General features: G+C 64.0%; 14 protein-coding genes. 2 read left to right on the top strand and 12 right to left on the bottom strand.

From position 1 onward, the window contains the following. Positions 1-25: 25 nt before the first annotated feature. The gene (locus RFM68_RS18865) at positions 26-1,309 is read left to right on the top strand and encodes an O-antigen ligase family protein (protein WP_320234514.1); all 1,284 of its coding nucleotides are present in this window, start codon (positions 26-28) and stop codon (positions 1,307-1,309) included. Between the two features lie 164 nt (positions 1,310-1,473). On the opposite strand, the gene RFM68_RS18860 is transcribed toward RFM68_RS18865, so the two are convergent. The 8 genes from RFM68_RS18860 to RFM68_RS18825 form a co-directional block, all read right to left on the bottom strand. After that, complete coding sequence (locus RFM68_RS18860) at positions 1,474-3,564, bottom strand: ABC transporter permease (protein ID WP_320234513.1); 2,091 nt, start codon at positions 3,562-3,564, stop codon at positions 1,474-1,476. Further along, on the bottom strand, positions 3,561-4,622 hold the full coding sequence (locus RFM68_RS18855) for a quaternary amine ABC transporter ATP-binding protein (protein ID WP_320234512.1): 1,062 nt from the start codon (positions 4,620-4,622) through the stop codon (positions 3,561-3,563). The genes RFM68_RS18860 and RFM68_RS18855 overlap by 4 nt, the downstream gene beginning before the upstream one ends. 93 nt (positions 4,623-4,715) lie before the next feature. Further along, complete coding sequence (locus RFM68_RS18850) at positions 4,716-5,654, bottom strand: ABC transporter substrate-binding protein (RefSeq protein WP_320234511.1); 939 nt, start codon at positions 5,652-5,654, stop codon at positions 4,716-4,718. An 81-nt stretch (positions 5,655-5,735) separates the two neighbouring features. Then, positions 5,736-6,563, bottom strand: coding sequence for an SDR family NAD(P)-dependent oxidoreductase (locus RFM68_RS18845; RefSeq protein ID WP_320234510.1), 828 nt, complete (start codon positions 6,561-6,563; stop codon positions 5,736-5,738). 18 nt (positions 6,564-6,581) lie between these two features. Continuing rightward, a complete protein-coding gene (locus RFM68_RS18840; protein ID WP_320234509.1) occupies positions 6,582-7,352 on the bottom strand; it encodes a glucose 1-dehydrogenase in 771 nt (256 codons plus the stop codon). A gap of 8 nt (positions 7,353-7,360) precedes the next feature. After that, on the bottom strand, positions 7,361-7,867 hold the full coding sequence (locus RFM68_RS18835; protein ID WP_320234508.1) for an acetone carboxylase subunit gamma: 507 nt from the start codon (positions 7,865-7,867) through the stop codon (positions 7,361-7,363). A 6-nt stretch (positions 7,868-7,873) separates the two neighbouring features. Continuing rightward, on the bottom strand, positions 7,874-10,069 hold the full coding sequence (locus tag RFM68_RS18830; protein WP_320234507.1) for a hydantoinase B/oxoprolinase family protein: 2,196 nt from the start codon (positions 10,067-10,069) through the stop codon (positions 7,874-7,876). 14 nt (positions 10,070-10,083) lie between these two features. Beyond that, positions 10,084-12,225, bottom strand: coding sequence for a hydantoinase/oxoprolinase family protein (locus RFM68_RS18825; RefSeq protein WP_320234506.1), 2,142 nt, complete (start codon positions 12,223-12,225; stop codon positions 10,084-10,086). 110 nt (positions 12,226-12,335) lie between these two features. Between RFM68_RS18825 and RFM68_RS18820 the strand changes: the two genes are divergently transcribed. Next, positions 12,336-13,115, top strand: a complete 780-nt coding sequence (locus tag RFM68_RS18820) for a helix-turn-helix transcriptional regulator (protein ID WP_320234505.1) — start codon at positions 12,336-12,338, stop codon at positions 13,113-13,115. A gap of 22 nt (positions 13,116-13,137) precedes the next feature. On the opposite strand, the gene RFM68_RS18815 is transcribed toward RFM68_RS18820, so the two are convergent. The 4 genes from RFM68_RS18815 to RFM68_RS18800 form a co-directional block, all read right to left on the bottom strand. Beyond that, positions 13,138-13,719: a DUF1349 domain-containing protein gene (locus RFM68_RS18815; RefSeq protein WP_320234504.1), complete on the bottom strand. Its 582-nt coding sequence runs from the start codon at positions 13,717-13,719 to the stop codon at positions 13,138-13,140. Between the two features lie 124 nt (positions 13,720-13,843). Further along, positions 13,844-15,283 carry an aldehyde dehydrogenase family protein gene (locus RFM68_RS18810; protein ID WP_320234503.1) on the bottom strand — a complete coding sequence of 480 codons (1,440 nt, stop codon included), beginning with the start codon at positions 15,281-15,283 and terminating at the stop codon, positions 13,844-13,846. A gap of 126 nt (positions 15,284-15,409) precedes the next feature. Continuing rightward, a complete protein-coding gene (locus RFM68_RS18805; protein WP_320234501.1) occupies positions 15,410-15,895 on the bottom strand; it encodes a hypothetical protein in 486 nt (161 codons plus the stop codon). A 70-nt stretch (positions 15,896-15,965) separates the two neighbouring features. Next, a complete protein-coding gene (locus tag RFM68_RS18800) occupies positions 15,966-17,033 on the bottom strand; it encodes an ABC transporter ATP-binding protein (RefSeq protein WP_320234500.1) in 1,068 nt (355 codons plus the stop codon). Position 17,034 lies beyond the last annotated feature (1 nt).

The following is a 17,034-nucleotide window of genomic DNA, read 5'->3' as shown; positions in this document are numbered from 1 at the left end:
AGGGCTCAACGGACAGAAATCCGGTATGAAGATTCCGAAATCCATTCTGATCGATCCTGATCGCAACGAGACCTACGGCACCTTCGCCGTCGCGGTTTCCATGGTCGCCTTCGCCTACTCGCCCAATTTCGGCCAGATCCTGATCCTCGCCTACTACGCCGTCTGGCTGCCGCTGCTCTTCGTCGATTATCGGCGCTTCACCTGGAAACTCTCCAGCGCCTGGCTGCCCATACTGCTGGCGGCCTATGTGTGCTTCTCGGTGTTCTGGTCCCAGGCGGCGGGCATCAGCGCGCGCGCGGCGGTGCAATATTCCTCGCACATCGTCTGCGCCTATGTCGCGGCGCGCACCATCAACGTGCGTACGCTGGTGGTCGGCTCGCTGATCGGCATCTTCTTCGTTCTGCTCTATTCGCTAGGCGTCGGCGGCTACGCGCTCGATACCCTTGACGGTACGGTCAATTTCGTCGGCGCCTTCGGCTCCAAGAACCAGATCGGGTTCTTCTCTTCGCTCGGCATCTTCTTCTGCCTTGCGTTCCTGATCTTCTACCGGCGCAACTGGCTGGGCTTCGTCTGGACCGCACCGATCATGCTTTTGTCGGTCTACATGTTGGCAATCGCCCATTCGGCGACGTCGGTGGCCTCGCTGCCGGCGGTGATCGGCATCGTGGCGCTGCTGACGATGACCAAGGTGCTCTCGCGGCGCTATCGTCGCGTGCTGTTCATCGTCGGCGCCGGCGCGCTGGTGACGGGTGTGGTCGCAGCGCTCAACCTTGGCCTGCTGGATGTCGTGCTCGGCCTTTTCGGCAAGGATTCGACGCTCACCGGCCGCACCTATCTGTGGGAGCAGGGCTGGGAAGCTGCGCAGCAGCATCCGCTGCTCGGCTATGGCTACGCCGCCTACTGGGTGCAGGGCTTTGCCGATCCGGAGCGGCTGTGGGCGGAATTCTACATTTCGACGCGCTCCGGCTTCCACTTCCACAACACCTATGTCGAGACGCTGGTCGAGATCGGCTTCATCGGCGTCACCTTGCTGGCACTGGTCATCCTGCGCGCTTTCTACGGCCACATATCGAAAGTGGTGTTCGGAGAATGGAGCGCCGATTCGGTGGTGCTTGCCGGCGCGATCGGGCTGATGCTGATCCGCTCCTTCTTCGAGGTCGAAATGCTCGGCCCCTACTTCATGGCGTCCTTCATCGTCTATTACGGCCTGTTCACGCTGAGCCCACTGCCGGCTTTCCGACGCCGCAGGGTGACCGTTGCCGCAGAAGACGAGAGGCATGCCAATGGCCGCATGCCGGCGCCGGTCTGATCAGCGCGGAAGATCCAGAGCAATTCGAGGAAAGTGCGTAACGGCTTTTCTCGGAATTGCCTAAATGCATGTCGCCCAAAAGTGCGCAGCGGTTTTGGATAACGACATGTATCAAAACAAAGACTTAAAGCGCGTCGCCTGAATCCGTTTCATCGCGACGCGCTTTAGGCAGAAGTGGAGCGCGCGACCGCGGCCTGGATGAGCCGGTCGGCCAGGATCGCCAGGAAGGCAATCGACAGGCCGGCGATGAGGCCCATGCCGGCATCGGCCTTGCCGAGCGCGACATAGACCGCCTGGCCAAGGTCGCGCGTGCCGACAAGGGCGGCAATCGCCAGCATCGAGAGCGCCGCCATGATGGTCTGGTTGAGGCCGAGCATGACCACCGGCAGAGCAAGCGGCAGCTTGGCCTGCAGCAGCGTCTGCAACGGTGTCGCGCCCATCTGCTCGACTGCCTCGACGACATCGGCGCGCACATGCCGCAAACCATGCTCGACATAGCGGATCGGCGGCACGATGGCGTAGAGCATGATGGCGATCAGCGCCGTGAACTCGCCGACCTTGAAGAACATCAGCGCCGGGATGAGGAAGACGAATTGCGGCATGGTCTGCAACGCGTCGCAGATCGGCTTGAGAATGTGCGAGACGCGATCGCTATGCGCCGCCCATGTGCCGAGCGCGCCGCCGACCAAAAGGCAAAGCAGAACCGCCAGCGTGCAGAGATAGAGCGACTGCACCAGCTGCGGCCACAATCCGTTGACCAGGATCAGCGCGAAACCGGCAAGGGCGAAGAGGCCGAGCCGCCGACCGGCCACCTGACCGGCAAGGAGTGAAATGGCAAGGATGAAGATCGGCCAGGGTAGGCCGAGGAAGCCGGTGTAGAGGATGAGGCCGGCGGCCAGCATCACCAACGCTCCCTGCCCGCCGAAACGGCGTATCGCCAGCCCGGCCAGGGCCAGCACCAAGACGAAATAGACCGCCGCCATCGTCGGCGACAGCGCGACGCCCCAGATGGCGGGCGTGGCAGCGCCTGAAATGCCGATCCGCATCGGCAGAAGCAAGCAATAGAGAACGGCGTTGCGCACGCCGTCGAAGAACCAGGCGTAGTCACGGACAATCCCGAGCAGCCATTGATTGACGGCGCCCATCTCGGTGCGCAGTCCGGTTTCCGGCAGAAGTGCCGCATCCGGCGCGAGTAGGCGAATGACGATCGCAATCGCAAGGGCGAGCCCCAGCGCCAACATCAGCCGCCGCGATGTCATCCACCGCATGGCAGGCGTCGGACCGGTCGCGGGATCCCTGGCAAAGCCGATGGTGAGGCGGTCGATGAGGATGGCGAGCAGCGCGATGACCAGGCCGGAGAGGATGCTCTGGCCGAACTCGGCCTTGCGCATCGAGGACAGGACCTCCCAGCCGATATCCTCGAAGCCGCCGATGATTGCCGCGACGATGACCATCGAAAGTGCGGCCATCGTCGTCTGGTTGAAGCCGACGAGAAGCTGCGGCAGCGCCGTCGGCACCTCGACCTGCCAGAATTGCTGGCGGCGCGTGCAGCCGCTCATCAGGCCGGCCTCGCTGATTGCCGCCGGCACCCGGTCGAGGCCGAGCATGGTGTTGCGCACCATCGGCGGCGTCGCGTAGATCGCCGAGGCGATCAGCCCGACCACCGGACCGAAGCCGAACAGAAGCAGCAGCAGGATGAGATAGGCGAAGGCCGGCACCGTCTGCATCAGGTCGAGCGCGCCGAGCAATACCGGGCGCAAACGCGGGCGGGCATGACCAAGGACGCCGAGGACGAAGCCGAGCACGGTCGATATCGGCACGGCCAGCAGCACCAGCGCAAGCGTGTTCATGCTCTGCGGCCAGTACCCCGCGAGCAGAATGTAGCCAAGCGTAAGCAGGGCAAAGATCGCCAGGCGCTCGCCGCTCGACTTCAGCGCAAGCGCGGCGACAGCCAGCATCACAGCAGGCCAGGGCAGCCAGGCAAGCGCCAGCCGCGCGCCGCGCATCGGCGCATCGAGCAAGGCGGAGAGCGTCCGGAATCCGGGCTGGATCACCGCGACGACCGCATCGGTCACGGCGTCGACGTAAGAGGCCAGCGGCAGCGTCCATTCCTTGGGGAAATTGACCAGCCAGGGAAGGTCGGTTTTCAGCAGCAGGCAAAGCACCGTCAGCACCGCCAGGCCACACCAGGGAACAAGGGCCGGCGCGACAGCGAACCTTTGCGAGGATCGTGCGATCGCGGCTGGCGCCGTCATGAGCGCGTGCGCCTCGCCTGCTCGCGCTCAAGCACGGCAAGCACGGCGCCGGCGCTGAGCACCGCCGGCCGGCTGTCGCCCGCGCCCGGCACCGTGAAAGCCGCCACGCCGGAGGCGAGTTGCGGAATCAGGGTTTCGAGGCTGGTGTCGGCGGCAACGCTCACTTCCGGAAGCGCCGCGCCATCGGCGGGCGTGGCGATGTCGCCGGCCCTGATGACGCGCAGCAGCGGCATGTCCTCGGTGAATTGCGCGACATAGTCGTCGGCCGGGTTGAGCACGATGTCGGCCGGGCGGCCGATCTGCACGATCTTGCCGGCCCGCATGATCGCCAGCCGGTCGGCCAGGCGGAAAGCCTCGGCGATATCGTGGGTGATGAAGATGATGGTCTTCTTCAGCATGCGCTGCAAGCGCAGGAACTCGTCCTGCATCTGCTTGCGGATCAGCGGATCGAGTGCCGAGAACGGCTCGTCGAGGAACCAAAGCTCCGGTCCCACCGCGAGCGAACGGGCGATGCCGACGCGCTGCTGCTGGCCGCCGGAGAGCTGATGCGGGAACGAGGCTTCGCGCCCCTCGAGCCCGACAAGCGCGATCATCTCGCGGGCGCGGGCCTCGCGTTCCTTCGCCGGCTTGCCCTGGATCTTCAGCGGGAAGGCGACGTTGCCCAGCACGTTCAGATGCGGCAACAGGCCGAAATTCTGGAACACCATGCCCATGGCGTGGCGGCGCAGCTCGATCAATTCCTTGCCGCTGGCGGCGAGCAGGTTCCTGCCGTCGAGCAGGATTTCTCCCGCGCTCGGCTCGATCAGGCGCGACAGGCAGCGGACCAAGGTCGACTTGCCGGAGCCGGATAAACCCATGATGACGAAGATCTCGCCGGTCGCCACTTCGAAACTGGCATCGACGACCGCGGGCAGATGCGCCTCCGCGCGCAGGCGCTCGGCCAGCGCATCGGGGTCGATGACATAGCCGCGCGAATCGAAATAATAGGCCGGGCGCCGGCCATAGACCTTCCAGACATTTCGGCAGGCAAGCTTTATCGGACGCGCGGCAACGTTCATCCCTATCAACCCGTGCCGATTGCTCGCCCGGCTCCGCGCATTGCGGAAACCGGGCCTCTGTTGCCCTCGGCCTTTGCCAGGCACATTGGCGAACTATCCCTTGGCGGCGTCGAGCCAAGGTTTCCACACCGCCTCGTTCTTGTCGATCCATTCCTTGACGACGGCGTCAAGGTCCTTGCCCTGCTTGTCGACGGCCAGCATCAGCTTCTGCTGCTCGGTCGCGTCCATCTTGAACGCCTTGAGGAAGGCGTAGGCCGCCGGCCATTTGGCGCCGAAGCCGGACCAGACGATCTTGTCGACATCGGGCGGCGTGATGCAGTGCTCGTTGGTCTGCTCCTTGCAGGGCGGCATGGTGATCCAACCGACATCGTTCTCGGCCAGCGCATAGTGCGGCCCCCAGAACATCATGACCAGCGGCGTCTTGGCGGCTTCGGCGGCTTCCAATTCGGCGACCAGCGCGCCTTCGGAACCGGAGGGCACGGCGGTGTAAGGCATGCTGTTGTCGGCAAGGATGGTGGCCGCGCGCGAGCCCCAGTCGGCCGGATAGTCGAGGAAACGGCCGTTGGGCGCTGTCTCCGGCGTCGACAGCGCCTGGACGCATTCGGGCTTGTTCAGCGCGTTCCAGTCCGGCAAGCCGGGACAGACCTTCTCCATGAATTTCGGATAGATCCAGCCTTCCTGCGTCTTCAGGTCGAGCTTGCCAACGTCCTCGATCTGCTTGGCCGCCAACACCTTCGGATAGATGTCGCCGACATTGTTGAGCCAGATCTCGACCGAGGCGCTGAGCGAGCCGTCGGCCAGGCCCGAGAATTGCGGGAAGTTGCCTGCGGTCACGTATTCGACCTTATAGCCCAGCTTGTCCAGAAGCTGGCCGGCAATGTGGGTGGAAACATGCGCGCCGGTCCATTCCAGCATGGCGAGTTTGATCGGCTCGTCCTTGGCGCCGAGATCGGCGCTTTGCCCGGCCGTCGTTGCGGCAAGCATCAAAGCGAGGCCAAGGCCGGCCCCTTGCAAGGCATTTATCGTTTTCATGTCGGTTCCCCTGTCTGGTTGATGACCCTTCTTCTATGCCGGCCTCCTCCCTGAAGGCCGGGATCAATCCCCGTGCGGACGCTACCACAAGGCTCCGCCGGTGATCTGGATATTTTCCATGGTGATCCCCTTGGCGATATCCGAGCAGAGAAAGACCGCGAGCGCGGCGATTTCTTCCGGCTGCATCATGCGCCCCTGGGGATTGCCTTTCCTGAATTCGTCCATCACCGCTTCGGCGCTGCGGCCCTTGCCTTCGCGCTCGACGACCTGCGCCACGTTGCGGCGCATCAGCTCGGTCTCGACCCAGGTCGGGCTGATCATCACGCAGGTGACGCCATGCGAAGCGCCTTCGAGAGCCACGCAGCGCGTCAAGCCGAGCAGGCCGGCCTTGGAGGCGCAATAGGCGGGATTGTCCTTCCAGCCGACCGACGCCGCCGTCGAGCCGATGTTGACGATGCGGCCCCAACCGCGCTCGATCATGCCTGGCAGCACGGCGCGCGTGGTGCGGAAGGCGCCGGTGAGATTGGTGTCGACGATCTTGTCCCAGAGCGCGTCGGAATGGCCGCAGACCGGCTGTTCGGCCGTGGTGCCCGCGGCGTTGACCAGGATGTCGGCGCGACCGACGGCCGCTTGAGCCTCGGCCATGAAACGATTGCTGAGGTCGCTGTCGCGCACGTCGAGATGGGCGGCGTGCACCTTGGTGCCGTGGGCCGCAAGCGCCGACGTCACGCGTTCGATCTCGTCCGCGCCGGGATAATAGGCGGCGTCCGCCCTGCCCGATTGCGGCGGCGCCACATAGGAGCCGACGGCGACATTGGCGCCTGCCCTGGCGAGCGCCGTCGCAATGGCGAAACCCATGCCCGAAAAGCCGCCGGTGACGATGGCGCTGCGGCCGGTGAGGTTGGTCATCGCGAAGGCTCTCCGTGTTCACACTGCAAGATAGCCTCCGTCGACGACCATTTCGGAGCCGGTGACGAATTTGGATTCGTCCGAGGCGAGATAGAGGACCATGTAGGCGATGTCGCTGGGCTCGCCGAGGAAGCCGATCGGATGGCGGGAAAGCGCCTTGGCCTTCTCCTGCTCAAGTTCTCCAAGATCGCGCAGATAGTTCTCGGTCTGCGGTGTCCAGATGTAGCCGGGATGGATGGAATTGCAGCGGATGCCGTAGCGTTGCTCGGCGCAGTGCACCGCGACCGCCTTGGTCAGCGTGCGCACGCCACCCTTGGAGGCGCAGTAGGCGGCGAGGTCCGCCTCGCCGATGATGCCGTCGATGGAGGAAAGATTGACGATCGATCCGCCGCCGGATCTCTTCATCGATTTGATGCCTTCCTGGCATCCGAGGAAGACGCCGTCGAGATTGACCGCCATGGTGCGCCGCCATTCGGCGAGCGTTGTGTCCTCGATATTCTTAGCCATGGCGATGCCGGCATTGTTGACCAGCACGTCGAGCCAGCCGAAGCGCTGCTCGATCGCCGCCATGACCGAGGACCAGTCCTCCGGACTCGAGACGTCGTGACGAAGCGCCAATGCTTCGCCACCGGCCTTGGCGATCTCTGCCGCCGTGTTGCCGGCGAGGCTTTCGTCAATATCGCTGACGACCAGCTTCGCGCCTTCCGATGCCAGCAGGAGCGACGACGCCCGCCCGAGACCAAGCCCGGCCCCGGTAAGGAGCGCTACTTTGCCTGCGACACGGCCCATTGCCGGCATTAACCTTCCCTGTCTGACGGCTCCAGCGGCTTGCCCAGCCAGTCACGATAAAAACCTTCGAGATCCGGCTCGAAATCATGCACGATCGGATAGCCGGGCGCGGCCGCTTCCACCTCGTGCAGCGTGCCGCATTGAGGGCAGATGAACTCGCGGATTTCCATCCAGTCTGGATCCGGCAGGTCGCTGTTGGGGTAGATCTCGCGCAGCGCTTCCTCGGTGTCGCGCACGACGATCGCGGCCTTCAGCTTCCAGTTCTTGCGGTAGTCGCCGAAGGAATGGCCGCATTCGCATTTGGTCACCCGCTCTTCGCCGCTCTGGCAGATGAAGAGATGATCGCCCACGGGGAGCAGGATCGGATCGCTCCAGCCGACGCGGTCCTGCAGCACCGAGACGTATTTGAAGAAGCGGTCGTCATCCTTGTAGGCGCTCATGATGCGGCGCGTCTGCGGCCAGGGCAGCGTGCCGCCAACCAGATCGGCGATGACTTCCTTGCTGTATGAGGTCATGGTCTCTTACTCCACGCCGAAGGTCGATTTGGCATCGACGTCCCAGAAGGTCGAAAAGTCCTTGGTGAAGCGCGAAGACAGCTTGATTGCGCTCGCATACATCTTCTTCACCTCAGGCGCGAAATCGGCCGCCTTGACCCGCCCACGCTCCTTGGCCATCCATTCGGAGACCGGCCTGGCGCGCGCCAGGCGCTGCGCCCGCATCTCGGCGCGGTGGCGCTTGGTGGCTTCCAGATTGGCGACCGGGAAGCCCTCCGCATCCTCGTCGAGCATGATGCCGAAGATGCCCTCGGCTGCTTCCTTGGTGAGAAAACCGTTCTCGACGTCCCAGGCGGTCTTGACGGGATCGCGTTCCAGCACGTCGCCGTAACCGCCGCCGCCATTGTAGGAATGGGTGAAGACGTCGCCGGTCTTGTGGGGCGCGGTGATATAGGGCCCTTCCATCGTCACATGCTCGCCTTCCAGCCGCACTTCCAGCTCCGAGCGGTACGGATTGGTGCCGGTGTGATGCGCCAGCGGCGCGCCTTTTTCAGCCAGCTCGAAGATGTTCGAGTCGCGCACCGCGCGGTGCTTCTGGCAGGTCGGCGCCGGATAGCCGCCGCACAGCCCGCCATTGTCGAAGACGCGGGAGGAATGCTCCGACGTAACCAGCCTGAGATGATCGGTCTTGCTGACCAACCAGGTCGACAGGAAGGAGCAGCCGCCGCGATATTTGCCGGCGCCGCCGGAATTGGGAACGATGGAGCGGCCGATATAGAGCATCGGCATGTTCTGTTCCCAGATCTCGATGTTGCCCATGTCGGATTCCGGATTCCAGCCGACATAGGCGGTGTCGAGCCCGTCCTTAATGGCCAAGGCGCCGGAGCCGGCGGCGGCGCATTCGAAATGCGCCATGCCGAACAGCGTGCCGTACTGGCTGGTGCCGCCCATCTCGATCATCGGGCTGTTGACCTGGCCGACAAAGGCTTCCTCGACGAAACCGCGAGCGATGAACGAGCGCGATAACAGCCGCTGGAAGACGCCATAGGCGGGCAGAAGCAGCGCCCAGGAGGTGGCGGTCGCCACCATCTCGTTGTCGGGGTTGGTCCAGGTGCCGTGCGGCAGCTTCAGCTCGGTCGCCATCCAGGCGCCGTCATTGACCAGGCCCTCGAAGTTCATGTGCTGGGTCAGCGTCACGAACATGCCGCCATCCATGCCGGCCGGCGTGCAGTTCATCGAATGGTAGCCCCAGGGCTGGGTGCCCTCGAAGTCCATGATGATCCTGCCGTCGGAAGTGATCTCCATCTCGATCGGGATGTTGTAGAGCCAGTCGGGATCGCCAAGCGGCTGGTAGCCCGGCTTGCCGGCTGTGACGTGGCCGTAGAAGGTGTGGCCGCGATAGAGGCCGGGCACGGTGAGCTGGCGCGTGCGGGCGAGCTGGGCGCGGCGGCCCTCCTCGATGAACTCCTTCGACACCTTTATCCAGTAGTCGAGGCCGATCTCGTCGATCAGCGCTTTGACGCTTTCGCGCATGTCGATGCAGGACGCGACCTTGGCCTTCTCGTCGAGCACCCAGTAGATCGGCATGCGCAGATTGCGCTCGCAGCGGATGACGTAGTCACGCCGCAGCTCGTCATTCTCGCCGACTTTTTCGGCGCAGACGAAAAGGCCTTCGGTGAAGCGCTCCTGCGCCAGCGCCACGTCGCCGCCGGGCGTGATGCCGCCGGCTTCGAGCTCGTGGCAGACGGCGCCGGCCCAGCCGACCAGTTTGCCCGAATGGAAGATCGGCACCACGTCCATCACGTCCGGCACCTGCACGGTGCCGATAAAGGCGTCGTTGTTGGCGAAGATGTCGCCGTCGCGGATCCGCGGGTTCTCCTCGTAGCCGTTGCGGATCATCCATTTGATGAAACGGCTCATCGTGTGCACATGCACCATGATGCCGTTGGAAAGCGCGATCGCATCGCCCTCCGGCGTGTAGATGGCGACGACCATCTCGCCGACCTCGCGCACGCCCGGCGAAGCCGAGATGCGCCGCGCCATCTCGCGGGCCGAGACGCAATAGGCACGCAGCTTGGTGTGCAGCGTCTCGAATTTCAGCGGATCCTGGTTGCGCAGTTCGAGCTCGGTGATGCCGTCATAGCAGCCGGTCTCTTCCATCAGCCGTTCGGATTCGATCAGCCTTTCGCGGAGGCGCAGCGCGGAGGCGGGTTTGTCCAGCATGGCGTTCGCCCTTCTCAAGCGTGGGTGTAGTGCAGCAGCGTCCATTCATCGACATGGACGCGGTCCTGCGGGTGAACGACGAGCGTCGTCGCCGGGTGTTCGATGATAGCCGGGCCGGTCACCTCATGGCCGGGTTGCAGAAGGTCCATCTCGTAGAGATTGGCCTTGTGCCAGCGGCCGCCGACATAGGCCTCGCGCACGCCCTTGTGGGCCGATGCAGGGTCGGACTTGCCGAGCGGGCGCTTGAGCAGCACCGGCTTGACCTTGTCGGCGGTGGCGACCAGCCCGAGCTCGGTGATCGAGAAGCCGGCTTCGCCATAGCGCGAGACACGATGGTTGACCTTGGCATAGACCGCCTCGAACTCGTCGATGACCTTGCGCATGTCGTCGGCCGATTGAAGCACCGACAGCGGCGCCATCACCTCGACGTCCTCGAGCTGACCGGTGTAGCGCATCATCAGGAACGGCGCGGTCCTGATCTTGTCGCGGCTGTGGCCGTCGGCGATCATCTCATCGACCGCCGCCCTGGTGAGATCGTTCCAGACGGCGGTGACCTTCCTGCCGAAGGCGACCAGCTCGTCGTCGCTGGCCCGCGCGCCGATGTCGATCTGCGTCGACACCGAATGACGGCGCATGAAGTCGGCGGTGGTGCAGCCGAAGGCCGAGAAGGCGGCGGCGAACTGGAAGGTGATGATGTCCTTGAAGCCGACACCGCGCGAGCAACCGGCAAGATGCAGCGGCCCGGAGCCGCCATAGGAGAGCAGCGTGAATTCCGACGGGTGGATTCCTTGGCCGGAGATGACGCGGCGCAGCGCATTGTTGGCGTCGGCCTCCAGCATCTCGATCATGCCTTCGGCGGCTTCCTCGACGCCGACGCCGAGTAGGCGGGCGCATTTCTCCTCGAAGGCCTTCCTTGCCTTCTCGACCTGAAGCACGACCTTGCCGCCAAGGAAGTAATGGGGGTTGAGGCGGCCTAGGATGGCATCGCAGTCGGCGATGGTCGGCTCGGTGCCGCCCTTGGCGAAGCAGATCGGACCGGGGTCGGAGCCGGCGCTTTCCGGCCCCAGCGAGACCTTTTTCGTCAGCGGATCGACCTTCAGGATCATGCCGGCGCCGGCGCCGATCGTGTCGAGATGCAGCGTCGGCACGTTCAACTTGAAGCGGTCCATCAGCGGCTCGTTCTCGATCCGCGTCTGGCCGCGGGTGATGACGCCCATGTCGAAGGAGGTGCCGCCCATATCCGAACAGATCAGCGAATCGTTGCCTATCAGCTTGCCGACATAGGCAGCACCCAGGATGCCGCCGATCGGGCCGGAGATCATCGTCTCATGCAGGCGCGGATGGTTGATCGAGGTGAGACCGCCGAAGGAGAGCAGTGTCTGCACGCCGTATTTGAAGCCGTATTTCTTCGAGACGTCCTCGATGCCCTTAAGCTGCTTGCGGCCGCGCGATGTGGCGTAGGCCTCGATCAGCACCGAGTTCAGCCGCGACTGCTCGCGGATCACCGGGCGCACTTCATGGCTGGTGTAGACGAGGATGTCGGCGCCGGCGGCCGCGATCTCCTCCCGGCAGATCTCGGCGATGCGCTTCTCATGCGCCGGATTGACGTGCGAGAACACGGTCATGATGCAGATCGCCTCGACCTTGTCGGCGATCAGCTTCCTCGCAGCGGCATGCACGTCGTGATCGTAGAGCGGCAGGATGACGTCGCCGAATTGGTCGATGCGCTCTGTCACGCCGTGCGTGCGCCGGCGCGGCACCAGCGGAACGGGATGATGGTGGGTGACCGCATGCAGACGGTCGGCATAGGAATAGTCGGCCCATGCCTGCAGGCCGCGGCCCATCAGGATCATGTCCTCGAGGCCCTTGGTGGTGATCAGCCCGAGCTTGCGGCCGGTGCGCGACAGCAGCGTGTTGAGCATGCCGGTGCCGGAATAGAGCACCACATTGACGCCCGAGAACAGCTCCTGCAGCGAGATGCCCCAGGCATCCGCCGCGTCCTCGGCCGAGGCCAGGAAACCTTCGGCCTCGTCCTTCGGCGTCGTCGCCGACTTGCCGATCTTGAAGTGACCGTCCTGATCGACAAGGATCGTATCGGTCATGGTGCCGCCGGCGTCGATACCGATGACGATTGGGTTGGTAGTGATCTGGTCCACGGGTCGCCTTCCCTCATCGAGAATGGCCACAGGCTAGATTCGATCAGCCGGATCGCGCCATATGCCTAAAGACACAATGACCGCGCGGCGCGGTTCGCCGAGAAAAGGGCATGCGCATGAGCAATATCTGGGCGCCGCTGGCCAGGGCGATCGCCGCCACCGGCACCGACCGGCATGTCGACTGCCTGATCGACCTGATCGGCGCCGACATCGCGCATGACCTGGTGACGGTGACGCGGTACTCGGCGACCAGGACGCCGGAATTCGTCAAGCACCGACGCTTCTCGGACGAGATGGTACGGCGCTATCTCGACAATTACTACGTCTTCGATCCCTTCTACGCCTCCTGGCGGCGCGAACGCCGGCTCGGCATCATGCCGTTGAAAGGATTGGCCGACGAAGAGGCCAAGCGCGGCCAGTACATAGCCGGCTTCCTGGCACAGTCGGAAATCTGCGACGAGGTCGGCATCCTGCTCGCCGACGGCGGCGACTGGTGCCTCGGGATCTTCCTCGACCGCTCGTCTCTGTCGTTCAAGGACAGCGAGATCGCGGTGCTCACCGAGCGGCTGCCGGTGTTCGAGGCGCTGCATGCGCTGGACATCAAGGCGCGCGGCGCCGACTTTTCGCGCACCTCGGCGCCGAGCGGCCCCGGCGCCTCGCCGCAGCAGAAGCCGAGCATTCCGGAAGGCCTCTGGCCCGAGCTTTCAGCGCGCGAGCGCGAGCTGGTGCAGCTGATCCTCGCCGGACACCCGACCGCCAACATCGCCGAGCGGCTCGGCATCACCGTCGGCACGGTGAAGAACCATCGCCGGCGTATCTATCAGAAGCTCGATATCACCACCGAGCGCGAATTGTTCCTGCAATTCTTCCAGCACCGATCCGATGCGTAGGGAACGCGGGCTTTCGCATCTGTCAGTCGTGCAGGTCCCGCGAAATCGGCGGCCCCACCGTGAAGCCGGAAAATGTCACCTCGAATCCCTCGCGCTGCGGCGAGCAGCACATCATGCCGACATCGACCGTTTTGGAGATCGGGAAATAGGCCAGCCGCACCGGCTTCCAGTGGCCGTCCGAGACGTCCAGATATTGGATGCGGATCGCTTCGGCGTGACGGGTCAGGCGGATCCTGACGCCGTCCTTGCCGGCGGCAATGGCGACCAGCGACCAATCGGAGGTGTCGTTGGTGACGACGACGGAGACGTATGCCAACCCGTCGGTATATTCGATGCCGGCCTTGATCCAGTGCGTTTCGCTGAGGCGCAGCATCAGCCCAGCCTGATCGTAGAGCACCTTGTAGTCGCCCTTGACGGTGACTTCGGCGCTGAAGTCACCCTCGACGGGACGGTAGAGGAAATGACCGTTGTCGCGCCAGAAGCCGTAAAAAGTCTCGCGCCAGAAATCGGTATCCTTGCCGGTTCGAACAGTGAGCGTGCCGTCGCCGAACGCGTGGTTCGGCGGCGGGTTGAGCCATGTCATGCCGGGCATGCTCGGCGTCATCGATCGCCTCCCGGATTAGACTAAAGCGCGTCGCGATGAAACTGATTCAGGCGACGCGCTTTAAGTCTTTGTTTTGATACATGTCGTTGTCCCAAAACCGCTGCGCACTTTTGGGCGACATGTATTAGCCGGCTAATGTATAGGCGGTCTTCACCGTCGTATAGAACTCCATCGCGTAGCGGCCTTGCTCGCGCGAACCGTAGCTCGAGCCCTTGCGGCCGCCGAACGGCACGTGGAAATCGACGCCCGCCGTCGGCAGATTGACCATGACCATGCCGGCTTCGGAATTGCGCTTGAAATGCGTCGCGTGCTTCAGGCTGGTGGTGCAGATGCCGGAGGTCAGGCCGAACGGGGTATCGTTGGCGACGGTGAGCGCCTCGTCATAGTCCTTGACACGGATGACGTTGGCGACGGGGCCAAAAATCTCCTCGCGCGAGATGCGCATGGCATTGGTCGAGCCGAGGAACAGCGCCGGCCTGAGATAGAAGCCGGGCGTCTCGCGTTCCAGCCGCTCGCCGCCGAAGGCGAGCTCGGCGCCTTCCTGGCGGCCGATGGCGATATAGTCTTCATCCTGCTTGAGCTGCGTCTGATCGACGACCGGGCCGATCTGCGTCTTGGCGTCAAGCGCATCGCCGATGACGAGCGTGTCCAGGCGCTCCTTCATGGCGTCGACGAAACGGTCGTGGATGGCGTCGGTGACGATGAGACGCGAGGACGCCGTGCAGCGTTGTCCGGTCGAGAAATAGGCGCCGTTGACCGCGCAATCGACGGCGACGGCTATATCTGCGTCATCGAGCACGACGAGCGGGTTCTTGCCGCCCATTTCGAGCTGGAACTTGCGCATATGCTCGACGCTTGCGGCAGCGACGCGCTTGCCCGTGCCGACGGAGCCGGTGAAGGAAATGGCGTTGACGTCGGGGCTGTCGAGCATCGCCTGGCCGACCACCGAACCCTTGCCCATGACGAGGTTGAGCACGCCCTTGGGCAGGCCGGCGCGATGCAGGATATCGACGATGGTCCAGGCGCTTTCGGGCACCAGTTCGGCCGGCTTGAAGACGATCGTGTTGCCGTAGGCGAGCGCCGGCGCGATCTTCCAGGCAGGGATGGCGATCGGGAAATTCCACGGCGTGATGATGCCCACGACGCCGACGCCTTCGCGGGTCATCTCGACGCCGACGCCGGGCCGGACGCTGGGCACCATCTCGCCCGAAAGCCGCAGCGTCTCGCCGGCGAAGAAATCGAAGAGCTGCGCCGCGCGGATCGTCTCACCGACGCCTTCGGCCAGCGTCTTGCCTTCCTCGCGGGCCAGCGAGCGGCCGATTTCGTCCTTGCGCGCCATGATCTCGTCGGAGGTTTTCTTCAGCACCGCGTGGCGGGCCAGCGGTCCGGAGCGAGACCACGCCGGGAAGGCCGCCTTGGCGGCGGCAATGGCCTGCGTTGCTTCTTCCGGCCCGGCCGAAGCATATTCGCCTACGACGTCGTTGGTGTTCGACGGGTTGATGTTGCGCGAGCCGGCCTCGCCAAGCCACTCGCCGTCGATCAGGTTCTTGCGGTGCACGGTCATCTTGTTTCCTTCGAGATTGGCCGCGACAGCCATCGGCCGGTCAATTGTCAGACAAATGATCTAGTGGATATAGTGTTTGTCCGGCAGGAGGTCTACCCGCGATCTTAAACCTAGGGCAAGCGCCCGTCAGGTCGAGAACGACCAGAACAGGCAGGCCAGCGTGATCGCGCCGAAGATGACGAAGAACAGGCTTCTGATCAGAATGTTGCGGCGAAGCTCGTTCATGGTGAGGTGTGCCGCCACGATCGCCGCGACGAAGAGGAAACGCCAGTTGAAGAGCGCCCAAAGCACCTCATGCTGGCCGAAGGCCCATCTGGCAAGCAGCGAGCCGACAATTGTCGAAAACAGCACGATCGTCGCCCAGAAGATTGCGTCAGCGGTATGGGTCAGCACGATGCCGGCGGCGCGGATGGGCAGGATCATCATCAGCATCGCGCTAAAGAAATAGATGGCGGCGACGGCAAGGAAGGTACCGGCGTCGGCAATGCCGTCGAGACGCTTCACGCCGTACGCGCCATAGGGATAGCCGTGCCTCGCCACAGCCAATGACAGCGCCATCAGCAAGGCGCTCAAAACCGTGATCAGTGCGAATGTGCCGAGGGCCTTGCTCATGCCTGTTCCTGTCGAGACGAATCAACAGGAACCATTTTAGCTTAGGGGCACTGGCCCCGCACCGGCAGCCTTACCCGATACGCTCCCCGCTCTTCGGATCGAAGGGATGCAGCGCCGCCGGATCGGCAGCGAGGCGGATCGTGTCGCCCGGCCTCACGTCGCTGCGACCCATGACGAAGACGCAGATCTGCTGGTTGGCCAGCCTAACATAAAACTGCGTCGACAGACCGAGCGGCTCGACCACCTCGACTTCGGCCTTCAGCGAGCCATCGTCGACCAATTTGATGTGTTCCGGCCGCAACCCAATGGTGAGGGGCTCGCCATCGCTCAGGGGCAGGCCATCCGGCAGCCGCAGCCTCTGGCCGTCGGCGAGCACGGCATCCGCTTTGCCGCCCTTGGCGACTTTCGCCGGCAAAAAATTCATGCCCGGCGAGCCGATGAAGCCGGCGACGAAAGTGTTGGCGGGCCGATCGTAAAGCTCCAGCGGATGGCCGACTTGCTGGACGTAGCCGTCATGCATGACGACGATGCGGTCGGCCATGGTCATGGCCTCGACCTGATCGTGGGTGACATAGACCGAGGTAGTCTTGAGCTGCTGGTGCAGCGCCTTGATCTCGGCGCGCATATGGACACGCAGTTTGGCGTCGAGATTGGAGAGCGGCTCGTCGAACAGGAACACTTTCGGGTCGCGCACGATGGCGCGGCCCATGGCGACCCGCTGGCGCTGGCCGCCGGAGAGCTGGCGCGGCAGGCGGCCGAGGAAAGCATCGAGGCCGAGCCGCTTGGCCGTGGCGCCGACCCTGCCGTCGATCGTCGTCTTCTCCGCCTTCTTCAGCATCAGGCTGAAGCCCATGTTCGAGGAGACGTCCATATGCGGGTAGAGCGCATAGGATTGGAAGACCATGGCGATGTCGCGGTCCTTGGGCGCGACGTCATTGACCAGTCGCTCGCCGATGCGGATCTCGCCGCCGGTGACCTCTTCGAGGCCGGCGATCATGCGAAGCAGCGTGGACTTGCCGCAGCCGGACGGACCGACCAGGACGACGAACTCGCCATCGGCGATCTCGAGATCGACGCCGTGCAGGATGCGCAGCGCGCCATAATCCTTTTCGACGTTTTGCAGCGTGACGGAAGCCATC

This window comes from Mesorhizobium montanum (genome assembly GCF_033977145.1).
Lineage (GTDB): Bacteria > Pseudomonadota > Alphaproteobacteria > Rhizobiales > Rhizobiaceae > Mesorhizobium > Mesorhizobium montanum.
The sequence above is the reverse complement of the archived record's forward strand: the minus strand, read 5'-3'. Positions and strand labels throughout refer to the sequence as shown.